Below are 13083 nucleotides of genomic sequence, written 5' to 3' on the forward strand. Positions count from 1 at the left end.
TTACTTCCTATTATAACGGTGGGCTGTGTCAATGCTATGAACAATCTTTCGACAAAATCAATTAAATCTTCATAATTCCACCTGTACTGGCGGACGTGACGAGCTTCGAGTAGCGAGCTAAATATCCTGTTTTCACTTTCGGTTCAAATCCTTTCCAATTTACTTTTCGCTTTTCCCATTCTTCTTCTGGAACATGTACATCAATTGTTCGTTTCACAATATCAATGACAATGTGATCCCCATTTTCCACAAATGCAATCGGGCCTCCTTCAGCTGCTTCCGGTGATACGTGCCCAATCGATAGCCCACGGGAAGCACCGGAGAAACGACCGTCCGTAATGAGCGCTACTTTCGTCCCTAATCCCATCCCGACAATTTGTGATGTAGGTGCCAACATTTCTGGCATACCTGGTCCACCTTTTGGTCCTTCGTAACGAATAATGACGACATGCCCCGGCTGTACTTTCCCTGCCGCAATTCCTTCAAGCGCTTCTTCTTGAGAGTCAAATACGATCGCTGGTCCTTCGTGGCGTGTAATTCCCCCTTGAATGCCACCTGTTTTAATAATTGCACCATCTGGAGCTAAATTGCCGAACAATACAGCCAGTCCGCCTGTTTCTGAATACGGATTGTCAATTGGACGAATGACTTCATAGTTTTTCACTTCACACCCTGCAATGTTTTCACCAAGCGTTTTTCCCGACACCGTCAATGCATCTAAATGAAGCGTACCTTCTTTTTTCGACAATTCATGTAATACAGCAGACACTCCACCAGCTTCATGTAAGTCTTCAATATGCATATCTGATGCTGGAGCGAGTTTTGCTAAATGTGGTACGCGGGCCGCAACTTCATTAATGCGCTCAAGCGGATAATGAATGCCTGCTTCATTCGCGATCGCTAACGTATGTAGCACCGTATTTGTTGAACCACCGAGAGCCATGTCAAGTGCAAACGCGTTATCAATTGCTTTTTCGGTCACGATATCACGCGGTTTAATATCGTGCTCGATTAAATACATTAACTGTTGAGCCGAACGGCGCACAAATTCTTTTCGTGCCGGATCAATGGCTAAAATCGTACCGTTACCCGGCAGAGCTAAACCAAGCGCTTCAGCTAAACAGTTCATCGAATTGGCTGTAAACATCCCTGAGCAAGAACCACATGTCGGACAGCCGTACTGTTCAAGTTCTTGTAACCCTTTTTCGTCAATTTTTCCTGCTTGATACGCCCCCACTCCTTCAAATACAGAAGAGAGCGAAATTTTTTTCCCATCGCTTGTCACACCTGCTTTCATCGGCCCCCCGCTTACAAAAATGGTTGGAATGTTTAAGCGCATCGCAGCCATCATCATACCAGGTGTAATTTTATCGCAGTTTGGAATGCATACCATCCCATCAAACCAATGCGCAGAAATGACAGTTTCAACAGAATCAGCAATGATTTCACGGCTCGGCAACGAATAGCGCATGCCAATATGTCCCATCGCGATGCCGTCATCCACTCCGATCGTATTCATTTCAAACGGTACACCGCCTGCTTCACGAATCGCTTCTTTCACAATTTTCCCAAACTCTTGTAAATGAACATGTCCCGGAATAATATCAATATACGAGTTGACAACCGCAATAAACGGTTTATTGAAATCTTCCTCTTTTACCCCTGCCGCGCGCAATAAACTACGATGTGGCGCACGGTCAAATCCTTTTTTAATCATATCGCTACGCAAAGCAAATCCCTCCATCTTTTCTGAACTTGTTAAACATTGTAACACTTTTTTAAATAAAATGACAATTCCAAAAATAAAACTTCAATTATGCATGAAAAAGGCGTCCATGTAAGGACACCTTCCAAATCCATGTTTTATAATAATATCATGACAAAAAATCATCTACTTCTTTTGCTGCTTCCCGACCTTCATGAATAGCCCAGACGACAAGACTTTGCCCGCGTCTTGCATCGCCTGCGACAAATACCCCTTCGACATTTGTTTTATATTGTGACGCTTTTACTTTTTTGTTTCCTGTTTCTATTCCAAATTGTTGTAAAAGCGATGGCTCTGGTCCTTCAAAACCGATAGCAATCAACACGATGTCACACGGCCATACTTTCTCTGTACCCGGAATTTCTTTAAATACAATACGCCCATGTTCGTCTACTACTTTTTCCATTTGAATCGTATGCAGTTCTTTTACGTTCCCTCTATCATCACCGACGATTTTTTTCGTTTGAATGCAATATTGACGTGGATCCGTACCAAACTTCGCTTCCGCTTCTTCATATGCATAATCAACAGTAAAAATAAGCGGATATTGTGGCCACGGATTATCATTTGCACGGTCAGTCGGCAGTGCGGGGTGTTTTCCGAACTGAACAACGCTTTTACATTGTTGGCGAAGCGCTGTTGCCACACAGTCAGCTCCCGTATCTCCACCACCGATGACGATGACATGTTTATTTTTTGCATCAATAAACGTTTCTTCTTTTTCCCCCGTCAACAACCATTTTGTTGTTCGGGTTAAGTAATCCATCGCAAAATGAACGCCATCTAGTTCACGTCCTTCTATAACAAGATCGCGCTGTTTTTGCGCTCCAATACAAAGAACAACCGCATCATATTGTTTCTGTAACTCATCGACGGAAATATGCTTTCCAACTTCTATATTCGTGATAAACGTAATTCCTTCTTCGCTAAGCAGGCGCACACGCCGTTCGACGACATCTTTTCCAAGTTTCATATTCGGAATGCCGTATGTTAATAATCCCCCTATGCGATCGGCACGCTCGTATACAGTGACAAAATGGCCTGCTTGATTTAATTCGTCTGCACATGCTAAACCCGCTGGCCCTGAGCCGATCACAGCAACTTTTTTTCCCGTTCGCTTGTTCGGAATGCGCGGTTGAACCCAACCTTCTGCGAATGCTTTGTCGATGATTGCTCGCTCAATTCCTTTAATGGCCACCGCCGGATCGGAAATAGCTACGGTGCACGATCCTTCACACGGTGCTGGACAAACACGTCCCGTAAACTCTGGAAAGTTATTCGTTTTTGCTAACCGTTCAAACGCTTCTTTCCAACGTCCACGATATACAAGATCGTTCCATTCTGGAATGAGATTATGAATCGGGCAACCAGATGTTAAACCATTTAGTTCCATTCCCATATGACAAAAAGGAGTACCGCAATCCATACATCGCGCTCCTTGACGTGCTAACGTTTCGTTTGAAAATGGAAACGTATATTCATTCCAATCATGTAAACGGGAAAGCGGATCGCGCTTTTTTTCTTCCTCCCGTACATATTCCATAAATCCCGTTGCTTTCCCCATCGTTCTCCCCCTTTCTTTTTTTACAGAAGCGATCGCTTACTTTGCGACCGCTTCGATCACTTTTTCAGCGACGACACCTTTTTTTGTGGCGACCGTTTCAAACGCTTGAAATACCGCTTCGTCATGCGACAGCCCGCGTTGCTTCATCGTCTCAATTGTTTCAATCATAAGCTTATAATTTTTCGGAATGACTTTGATGATGTCTTTCACAACTCGTTCCCAATTTGCAAGCACATACGTTGCTTTTGGACTTTCTGTATATTCATAATGTTTCATAATCATATGTTGTACATCTCGTATTTCGTTTTCATCTACTAATGACTCAAATAAAACGAGTTCACGGTTCGCTCGTTTTTTCCACGCATCGTCATCAGCAAGTACGTATGCTATACCACCGGACATTCCAGCGGCAAAATTTTTTCCAACAGAGCCGAGGATGACGACACGTCCGCCTGTCATATACTCACAGCCATGATCACCAACACCTTCAACAACGGCAACAACTCCGCTATTACGAACGCAAAAACGTTCCCCAGCTCGACCGCGAATGTACGCTTCACCGCTTGTTGCACCGTAAAAAGCAACGTTTCCAATAATGACTTGATCACTACATGCAAACTCCGCTTCATGCGGTGGCCGAACGATTACTTTTCCACCTGACAGCCCTTTTCCGACATAATCGTTCGCATCTCCGATGAGAGTCATGGTCATTCCTTTTGGTACAAACGCCGCAAAACTTTGACCGGCTGAGCCGTGAACATGTAGCCGGATCGTATCTTCTGGAAGACCTTCTTCTCCGTATCGTTTTGATATTTCACTCCCAGCCATTGCACCGACCGTACGATGAACGTTGCGAATCGGGACATGTAACTGTATCGGTTTTTTATCTTCTAGCGCTTTCTTTACCGCTGGCAAAATCATCGTATGATCAAGCGTTTCGTCGAGACGGTGGGATTGTGGTTTAGAAAACGTTCTCGGTCCATCCACTTGATACAACAAGCGCGATAAATCAAGATGTTTCGCTTTCCAATGTCGTTTCGCCCGCTCGCTTATTTTTAATACATCTACTCGTCCAACCATTTCTTCGATCGTACGGAAACCGAGTTGCGCCATCATCTCACGCACTTCTTGGGCGATAAAATACATGAAATTGACGATATGCTCTGGTTTCCCTGTAAATTTTGCCCGCAACTCCGGATTTTGTGTCGCTACACCAACAGGGCACGTATCTAAATGACAAACGCGCATCATAACACACCCTAAAACGACAAGTGGAGCCGTCGCAAAACCAAATTCTTCAGCACCAAATAACGCGGCCATCACAACATCGCGGCCAGTCATTAATTTTCCGTCTGCTTCTAATACAACGCGATCTCGTAATCCGTTTAACATAAGCGTTTGATGCGTTTCAGCTAAACCGAGCTCCCACGGAACCCCTGCATGTTTAATGCTCGTTTTTGGCGAAGCGCCCGTACCACCGTCATATCCGCTAATGACGATCACATCGGCACCACCTTTAGCCACTCCTGCTGCGATTGTGCCAACTCCAGATTTTGCAACGAGCTTCACACTAATGCGCGCATGACGATTCGCATTTTTTAAGTCATAAATGAGTTGAGCTAAATCTTCAATAGAATAAATGTCATGATGCGGTGGCGGTGAAATAAGTTCCACACCAGGCGTAGATCCACGCACGTTTCCAATCCACGGATATACTTTATTAGAAGGAAGTTGCCCCCCTTCTCCCGGTTTTGCACCTTGCGCCATTTTAATTTGTAACTCATCGGCATGGACTAAATAATGACTTTTTACACCGAACCGTCCCGATGCAACTTGCTTAATTGCACTGCGACGAAAATCACCATTTTCATCTCGTACATAGCGCCGCGGATCTTCTCCACCCTCTCCGCTATTGCTTTTTCCACCGATGCGATTCATCGCAATCGCAAGCGTTTCATGAGCTTCTTCGCTCAATGAACCATATGACATAGCCCCTGTTTTAAATCGGCGTACAATCGCTTCCACAGGTTCTACTTCTTCAATAGGAATCGGTGTGCGCGTTTCGTCAAACGTAAATAAATGACGTAAAAATGTCATTTGCTCTTCGTTTGCCATTTTCGAGTATTGTTTAAACAGTTCGTAGTCATTTTTTCGACATGCCCATTGTAACGTGTGAATCGTTTTCGGATTAAACGCATGATGTTCACCGTTTTTGCGCCATTGCAATTCACTTCCAGAATCTAATGTTTGATCATAAGATGTGTGGAACGCTTGCATATGACGCATTTTTGCTTCTTGAGCAATTTCATCCAAACCGATTCCGCCAATTTGTGATGCTGTTCCTGTAAAATATTGCTCAATCACATTCGCACCAATACCGACCGCTTCAAAAATTTGCGCCCCACGATAGCTTTGTACGGTTGAAATACCCATTTTTGACATCACTTTCACAACGCCATCCGTCGCTGCCTTTTTATATGTTTCTACTGCCTTTTCGTATGTGGAGTGAAGCACTCCTTTTTCGATCGCTTCTCGAATAGTCGCAAATGCTAAATACGGATGAATCGCATCTGCCCCATAACCGATTAACGCGGCAAAATGATGTACTTCACGCACTTCTCCGCTTTCAGCGATTAAGCTTACTTTTGTACGCGTCCCTTTTCGAACAAGATGTTGATGCACTGCGCTGACCGCAAGAAGAACAGGAATAGCTACACGTTGTTCATCTATTGATCGATCAGATAAAATGAGTAATGTCACACCGGAAGCGATGGCTTCATCTGCTGCTTGACATAATTCGTCTAACGCCTCTTTTAAGTTATCTGTAAAAACAGTTGACAACGTGACGCTAGCGAATTCGCGATAAGGACTCATTCGAAGTGCCCGTAATTGTTTGTCGCTAATAATCGGGGACTGCAAACGAATGCGCCGAGCAGCAGACGCATCTAGATTTAACAAATCTCCTTCCTTGCCAAGCAACGTCACTGTTGATGTAACGATATATTCACGAATGGCATCGATCGGCGGATTTGTTACTTGCGCAAATAGTTGTTTAAAATAATTGAATAAGCTTTGTGGCCGGTCGGACAAAACCGCTAACGGTGTGTCATTTCCCATCGCCCCTGTCGGATCTTTTCCATCTGTCGCCATCGGAATGATCGTTTTCTCGACATCTTCATACGTATATCCGAACGCTTTTTGTTTCGTGACGAGATCATCAATTACTTGTTCATCATCGTCAGTTGTAAATTGGTCAATTGAAACGATTTGTTCGTTTACCCATTGACGATACGGACGTTCATTGGCAATTTGCTTTTTCACTTCTTCATCTGATATGATCCGTCCTTGTTCGAAATCAATAAAAAGCATTTTCCCAGGGCTTAATCGTTCTTTATACAAGACGTTTTCTTGTTCAACATCAACAACTCCAACTTCTGATGAAAAAATAATATAGTCATCTTTCGTCACATAATAACGAGCAGGGCGAAGACCGTTCCGATCTAAAATCCCTCCAATTTGTTTTCCGTTCGTAAACACGATCGCTGTCGGACCATCCCACGGCTCCATTAGACAGCTGTAATATTCATAAAACGCCTTCCGATCCTCGTCCATCTCTTCATCCCAATACCACGGTTCAGGAATGAGCATCATCGCCGTTTCAGCGAGCGATTTTCCTGCTAACACAAAAAATTCAAACGCATTATCGAGCATAGATGAATCGCTTCCGTTCGTATCTAAAATCGGAAGCACTTTTTGTAAATCTTCACTAAAAACATGTGACGTAAATTGCTTCTCCCGTGCCATCATCCAATGAATGTTGCCACGCAACGTATTAATTTCTCCATTATGGATTAAATAACGGTTCGGATGCGCCCGCTCCCAACTTGGAAACGTATTTGTACTAAAGCGAGAATGAACGAGCGCAAACGCAGAACGAAATCGCTCATCTTGTAAATCGATATAAAAGGCATCTAGCTGTTCCGGAGTAACTAGTCCTTTGTAAACAATCGTGCGACTTGATAAACTCGCAAAATAATATTCATTGTTTTTTACAACTTTTTCTGCTCGTTTACGAATGACATATAACTTTCGCTCAAAGTGTTGTTCATCTGTCACTTCATCGCTCGCTGCAATAAAAAGCTGGCGAATAAACGGACGACTTTTTTTCGCTAATGTTCCGAGTTTTTCGACATCAACAGGCACATCTCGCCATCCGAGTAACGTTTGTCCTTCTTCATGAACGATATGAGAAATTTGATGCTCTAACATCATTCTTTTTTGCTCGCTATGCTCAAAAAAGAAAATCATCCCAACTCCGTAACGTCCTTTCGGAGGAAGCGAAAATGAACAAACGTCCCGAAAATAATCATCAGGAATTTGCACCATGATTCCAGCCCCGTCACCTGTTTGCGGGTCGCTTCCTTGACCGCCACGATGTTCTAATTGCCGTAGCATATGAAGGCCTTGCTTTACAATATGATGGGACGCTTCACCTTTTAAGTGAGCGTATAACCCGATCCCACATGCATCATGTTCAAACTGCGGACAGTACAATCCTTGCGCTTTTGGTAGTCCTCTCATGTGAATCCCCCATTCCGTCATCATGTATGTATAATTGTAGATTTCAATAATCATACAAACAATATATAATTTAGATAACATTCATCTCATTTTGAGAATGATGGAAAGGAGTAGAAAATATGGAATTAAGACAGCTCGTTTATTTCACGGAAGTTGCGAAACGGGAACATGTATCAGAAGCTGCTGAAGCATTGCATGTTGCACAATCCGCCATCAGTCGCCAAATTGCCAATTTGGAGGATGAGCTTGGGGTCAAACTATTTGAACGAGAAGGAAGAAATGTGAAACTAACACCGATCGGACGGCACTTTTTACAACATATTGAATTAGCACTAAAAGCGATCGATTATGCGAAACAACAAATTGAGGAATATTTAGATCCAGAACGAGGAACGATCAAAATTGGTTTTCCAACAAGTCTCGCTAGCTATACGATGCCGATGGTCATTTCTACGTTTAAACAACAACATCCACACATTTCCTTTCATTTACGCCAAGGGTCGTATAAATTTTTAATCGAGGCGGTGAAAAAGCGAGAAATCGATTTAGCTTTTTTAGGTCCTGTTCCAACAGAAGAAAAAGGTATTCGAGGGGATATTTTATTTACAGAGTCGTTCGCAGCGCTCATTCCGAAAGATCATCCTCTTAGTCAAAAACGAAGCATTGCGCTAAGTGAATTACGACACGAGCCATTCGTCATGTTTCCAGAAGGATTTATTTTGCGAAAAATAGTAGAAGATGCTTGTAAACAAGCAGGCTTTTCTCCAATTATTTCATCGGAAGGGGAAGATTTAGATGCGATCAAAGGGCTCGTTTCAGCAAGTATTGGCGTCACTTTATTACCAGAAAGCACGTTTTATGAGACAACTCCACGCTATACAGTGAAAGTGCCAATCGAACTTCCGCTCGTTCGTCGCAACGTCGGAATTATTTTACCGAATCACGATCTAGCACCATCTGTCAACGTATTTTATCAGTTCGTCAAACAATTTTTCGCTATGTTAGATCGATACCAGTAAGCCAGCTGATGTGCATAGCTGGCCTACTGTATAACTACACAGATAAATCGATACCAACAACCCCAACAACACAACCTTCTTGAACAATTGGTGCTGAAATGGTCAAACACGGCCGTTTTGTCAATGCTGATGTATATACAGAAGAAACGTACACATTGCCTTTACTCGCCTCGACAAACCACTGCCGAGCTTTGGCATTTACAAGACCTGCTGGAGGATTTGAGTAAATAAACGTTCCATCGATTCGATTTGACCAAACTGCCTCGACATTGTCGTTTACGTGTAAAAATTCATTTAAATACGACTCATGTTCACTCGCATCTAAGCGATCAAACGGATAAGAGCGCACAAATGATGTAAGCTTTTCTTTCATTCGTTCAATGACGCGCAAGTCCATAGAGAACGTTCTTTCATGGTCATCTTTTTTCATAATAGATTGTAACTCATTTGATGTTTTTTCAATCGCTTCATTGACTTTTAACATTTGTTCAACATTTTTATGCTGTATATCCATATGTTTGGCTACGTCATGCGCATAGTTTTTATTTTCCGATGCCATCGCTGAAATATATGCAAGCAAAGCTGAAATTTCTTGTACACTCGCTGTCTGCCCTTCAACAGATTGCGCCGATTCGTGCGCCAATGCAGTCATATCATGCAACCGTTCTTTAAACCCAACCATAAGAGATAATACACGGTTCATTTCGCTTGATCCGTTCTCGATTTGCTCATTTTCTACTTCTACCATTCTCATCGTCGAATGAATCCCCGATTGGATAGAAGATAAAATATTTCGCGTTTGTTCTACTGCCACAGATGTTTGATTCGCTAATTTTCCTACTTCATTCGCAACAACTGAAAAGCCTCTACCATGCTCCCCGGCGCGTGCCGATTCAATATTTGCATTCAAGGCTAAAATACCCGTTTTTTGAGAAATTGAAGCAATCGTTGACAAAATGTGGCGAATTTCTTGTGACTGCTTAACTAACAACTCCATCTGACTAAGTAAAGCATAATGACTCGTTCGCAACTCATCCATGTCAAGTTGAAGTTTTTGTAATGAATTCCACGCCACAATGAGCTCATTATAGGACGCTTCACTATACTCATGAATGCGACGGGAAACATCGGAAACTTTTAATGCTGACGACTCGATGACTTTCGTCTTTTCTTCCACTTGTAATGTATAACTTACTGTTTTTTCTAAATGGTCAACAAGTTGGAACGTACTTTGTTGCGTTGCATTAGACGTATGATCAAGTGAACTAGCAGCTAGTTTCATTTGTTCAACAACTGCTTTTAATTGATCAACCGCCACTTCAATTTGACTTAGTATTTCACTCGGTTTCTCTTCTTTCGCTTCTTCCACTTTCAATCTCTTCTTTATCAAAAACATACACACGCCCCCTTATGTTATATTTAATAACATAAATATAACATAAGAAGTAAATAAAACAACTATTTTTTCTTAATATTTCGAAATATGTGTTACTTTTCTTCACAACATACTTTTTCAGAAAACACCCACATGCGACTGCCGAACCAATTGATTGCTATTCCGCCCATTGTCGCTATCGTTTTGTTTAAAGCAATCGGAAACATTTCGCTGAAACGATGTAACATCATGATCGTCACGATGAGAGAACAAAGGTTTACGACAAGAAAGCGAACAAATTGTTTTTTTATCCCTCCTGCTGATCGAAATGTCCACGTTCGATTCCATATATAGCTATTGATCACACCTACGCTATAGCCGAATATTTGCGCCCACATATACGGCACATGAAGTGCTATGAGCGAGAAAAATACCAAAAAATCCACAAGTGTATTACTCATCCCAACAACAATAAAACGAAAGAATGTAACGATGTTATTCAATATCATGCAACACCTTCTGAAAAATTTATAAATGTATATTGGATTTTTATGTTAATATAAAAAGGTGAGAAATTTCAACTCATACAAAAATGTCCATCAATTTAACAAAAGGAGCTAACGAAATGGAGTATAAAATTGAAACCATCCCATTTGAATTAACACTGGTAGGAAAAGGATACCACGTAAAAACAAACGAAGCATTTCAAACGATTCCTTCACTTTGGGCTCATGCCGAGAAGAATGGATTGATGCAACAACTTATTGATTTGTCGTGGGAACAGCCGAAGTGTACACTTGAAGGGCTGTTAGGCGTTTGTGGGAAAGATGCAACAATAACAGATGAGGAGTTTATTTACTTCATGGGGATACGCTATGACGGAGAAGTGTCAAACATGGAACGAATGACGATTTCGCATGATACATGGGCAGTTATTCCAAATATTGACGAAGCGTGGCAGCAATTATATTCACAATGGCTCCCTGCTTCTCAATATAAGCTCGCTAATTTTCCTTGCATCGAATGTTATTATCCGCCAACTCGCCATCCGGAAAATGAATTGTGGGTTCCTGTCATCATGAAGTCATAAAACAAACGTATGCCAAAAGAACCATAAACGGTGGGCTCCCTTGGCATGTGGGTTAAAAATAAACATGCGCTATACCAATGACACTAGCTACTGTCACCGGACTAAGCAAAGTAGATAAAAATACAGCTTGGGCTGCATATTCGGGATGATGATTGTATTCTAACGCATATAACGCTGTATTTCGCGAACAAGGATATGCACTTGCAATAAGCAACGCTTGGGCTGTAATTCCTTTTATATGTAAAATCAAAATGATGAAAAAAGCGATGAAAGGAGAGATAATTAGCCGACTACCAATCGTTATAAACATGAGACGCGGAATACGTTTCATATTCATATAAGCAAGTTGAGCACCTAACGTCAACAAAGCAATCGCTAAAAAAGCATCAGCGACATGCTCAAGCGGCTGCCAAATAAACGAGGGGACAGAAATATGAAAAACTCGGAAAATAACACCAAAAATAAGGGCATAAATAATCGGATTTTTTAAAAATTCACGAGTCATTCTCCCTTTATTTTCACTTGCAGAAATAAACTGAAACAATCCATACGTGTTCGTTAAAAAGTTTTGAAAAATCGTTACAACAATTTGGATCGACAAACCTATCGGCTCTTGGCGAAAAATAAGTTGACTAACCGGGATACCAAAATTACCAGAATTGTTAAGCACGATTGTATTTTGAAACGTTGCCCCTAAACTTCGATCAAGCTTTAGCCATCTTGCCATCATCGCACTAAGCATAATAAGCGTCCCATTTTGTATAACGAGAAAAAAGAGGATGTTCAACAATACATCACTTGTTATGTCGCTCTCATAAATGTTTACAAACCCAACTACCGGAAGCAAAAAAGATGTCGTTATTTTTGACAACGTATTCATATCAAAATGAAACAATCGATGCAAATACGCCCCTGCACCAATCAACAAAAACAGCGGCAAAATGACATCAATCACCATGCGGATAAAAATGTCCAATGGAAGTCCTACCTCCTTTTTAACCGATAAATTCTTTCCGGTCTCCCGACAGTTCCATAGGAAACATCAGCAGTTACAACAGAAACAGAAACGAGGTATTCTAAATATCTCCTCGTAGTCGTCCGGCTTGCACCAATTATTTTTCCGACCTCTTCCGCTGTTACTCCCTCATAATACTGCTTCATTACCGTGAGCACCTTTTCTAACGTCAATCGATGAATTCCTTTTGGAAGTTCCTCATCCGCATCATTTAGTGCGTAGTCTCTCCGAATCAGTTTATCAACTTCCTCTTGACTAATAATCTCTTTCTCATTCATCATTCGCTGTATTTTATCGTGATACTCTTTATATCGAACTAATGTTTCTGTAAATCGTTCTAACATAATCGGTTTAATAATATAGTCAAACACGCCTCCATACATCGCTTGCTTTAGCGAATCAATCTCTCGGGCAGCCGTAATCATAATTACATCCATATTGATAAACTGTTCTCTTATCCATTTTAATAAATTCAGTCCATTCATATCTGGGAAGTAAATATCTAACAAAATTAATTCCGGTTGAAGTACGGTGATCAATTCCTTTCCTTCCTGCTCGTTTGTAGCGATTCCTATCACTTCATACCCTGGAACTCGCTCGACAAATCGCCGATTAATTTCTGCAATTCTCTTATCATCCTCGACAATAAGAACACGAATCGGTTTTGTCATCTC

9 protein-coding genes are annotated in these 13083 nt (G+C 41.6%); 2 read left to right on the plus strand and 7 right to left on the minus strand.

Annotated features, from left to right (window positions below):
• Positions 1-61: 61 nt before the first annotated feature.
• The 3 genes from ilvD to gltB form a co-directional block, all read right to left on the minus strand.
• Positions 62-1744: a dihydroxy-acid dehydratase gene (gene ilvD, locus ES017_RS07780; RefSeq protein WP_171334976.1), complete on the minus strand. Its 1683-nt coding sequence runs from the start codon at positions 1742-1744 to the stop codon at positions 62-64.
• A gap of 130 nt (positions 1745-1874) precedes the next feature.
• Complete coding sequence (locus tag ES017_RS07785; protein ID WP_019417804.1) at positions 1875-3329, minus strand: glutamate synthase subunit beta; 1455 nt, start codon at positions 3327-3329, stop codon at positions 1875-1877.
• A 36-nt stretch (positions 3330-3365) separates the two neighbouring features.
• Entirely contained in the window at positions 3366-7910 is a 4545-nt protein-coding gene (gene gltB / locus ES017_RS07790) for a glutamate synthase large subunit (protein WP_216367491.1), read from the minus strand.
• A gap of 119 nt (positions 7911-8029) precedes the next feature.
• Between gltB and gltC the strand changes: the two genes are divergently transcribed.
• A complete protein-coding gene (gene gltC, locus ES017_RS07795; protein WP_163152166.1) occupies positions 8030-8929 on the plus strand; it encodes a glutamate biosynthesis transcriptional regulator GltC in 900 nt (299 codons plus the stop codon).
• 34 nt (positions 8930-8963) lie between these two features.
• Here gltC and ES017_RS07800 read toward each other — a convergent pair whose 3' ends face one another.
• Positions 8964-10325 carry a methyl-accepting chemotaxis protein gene (locus ES017_RS07800; RefSeq protein ID WP_171334977.1) on the minus strand — a complete coding sequence of 454 codons (1362 nt, stop codon included), beginning with the start codon at positions 10323-10325 and terminating at the stop codon, positions 8964-8966.
• Positions 10326-10417: 92 nt separating this feature from the next.
• Positions 10418-10813, minus strand: coding sequence for a GtrA family protein (locus tag ES017_RS07805; RefSeq protein ID WP_042536199.1), 396 nt, complete (start codon positions 10811-10813; stop codon positions 10418-10420).
• Positions 10814-10929: 116 nt separating this feature from the next.
• On the opposite strand from ES017_RS07805, the gene ES017_RS07810 reads away from it, so the two are divergent.
• Complete coding sequence (locus tag ES017_RS07810; protein ID WP_021095970.1) at positions 10930-11394, plus strand: GyrI-like domain-containing protein; 465 nt, start codon at positions 10930-10932, stop codon at positions 11392-11394.
• Between the two features lie 52 nt (positions 11395-11446).
• Here ES017_RS07810 and ES017_RS07815 read toward each other — a convergent pair whose 3' ends face one another.
• Together ES017_RS07815 and ES017_RS07820 are read right to left on the minus strand one after the other, a co-directional pair.
• Complete coding sequence (locus ES017_RS07815; RefSeq protein ID WP_021095971.1) at positions 11447-12370, minus strand: AEC family transporter; 924 nt, start codon at positions 12368-12370, stop codon at positions 11447-11449.
• An 8-nt stretch (positions 12371-12378) separates the two neighbouring features.
• Positions 12379-13080 (minus strand): response regulator, encoded by a 702-nt coding sequence (locus tag ES017_RS07820; protein ID WP_021095972.1) that lies wholly within the window; start codon positions 13078-13080, stop codon positions 12379-12381.
• Between the last annotated feature and the right edge of the window lie 3 nt (positions 13081-13083).

It is taken from the genome of Anoxybacillus sp. EFIL, from assembly GCF_013096955.1.
Taxonomy (GTDB): Bacteria; Bacillota; Bacilli; order Bacillales; family Anoxybacillaceae; genus Anoxybacillus; species Anoxybacillus ayderensis.

Excerpts from the sequence above, each read along its gene's own strand:
- ilvD (WP_171334976.1), bottom strand. The coding sequence starts at position 1,744 with ATGGAGGGATTTGCTTTGCGTAGCGATATGATTAAAAAAGGATTTGAC.
- ES017_RS07785 (WP_019417804.1), bottom strand. The coding sequence starts at position 3,329 with ATGGGGAAAGCAACGGGATTTATGGAATATGTACGGGAGGAAGAAAAA.
- gltB (WP_216367491.1), bottom strand. The coding sequence starts at position 7,910 with ATGAGAGGACTACCAAAAGCGCAAGGATTGTACTGTCCGCAGTTTGAA.
- gltC (WP_163152166.1), top strand. The coding sequence starts at position 8,030 with ATGGAATTAAGACAGCTCGTTTATTTCACGGAAGTTGCGAAACGGGAA.
- ES017_RS07800 (WP_171334977.1), bottom strand. The coding sequence starts at position 10,325 with ATGTTTTTGATAAAGAAGAGATTGAAAGTGGAAGAAGCGAAAGAAGAG.
- ES017_RS07805 (WP_042536199.1), bottom strand. The coding sequence starts at position 10,813 with ATGATATTGAATAACATCGTTACATTCTTTCGTTTTATTGTTGTTGGG.
- ES017_RS07810 (WP_021095970.1), top strand. The coding sequence starts at position 10,930 with ATGGAGTATAAAATTGAAACCATCCCATTTGAATTAACACTGGTAGGA.
- ES017_RS07820 (WP_021095972.1), bottom strand. The coding sequence starts at position 13,080 with ATGACAAAACCGATTCGTGTTCTTATTGTCGAGGATGATAAGAGAATT.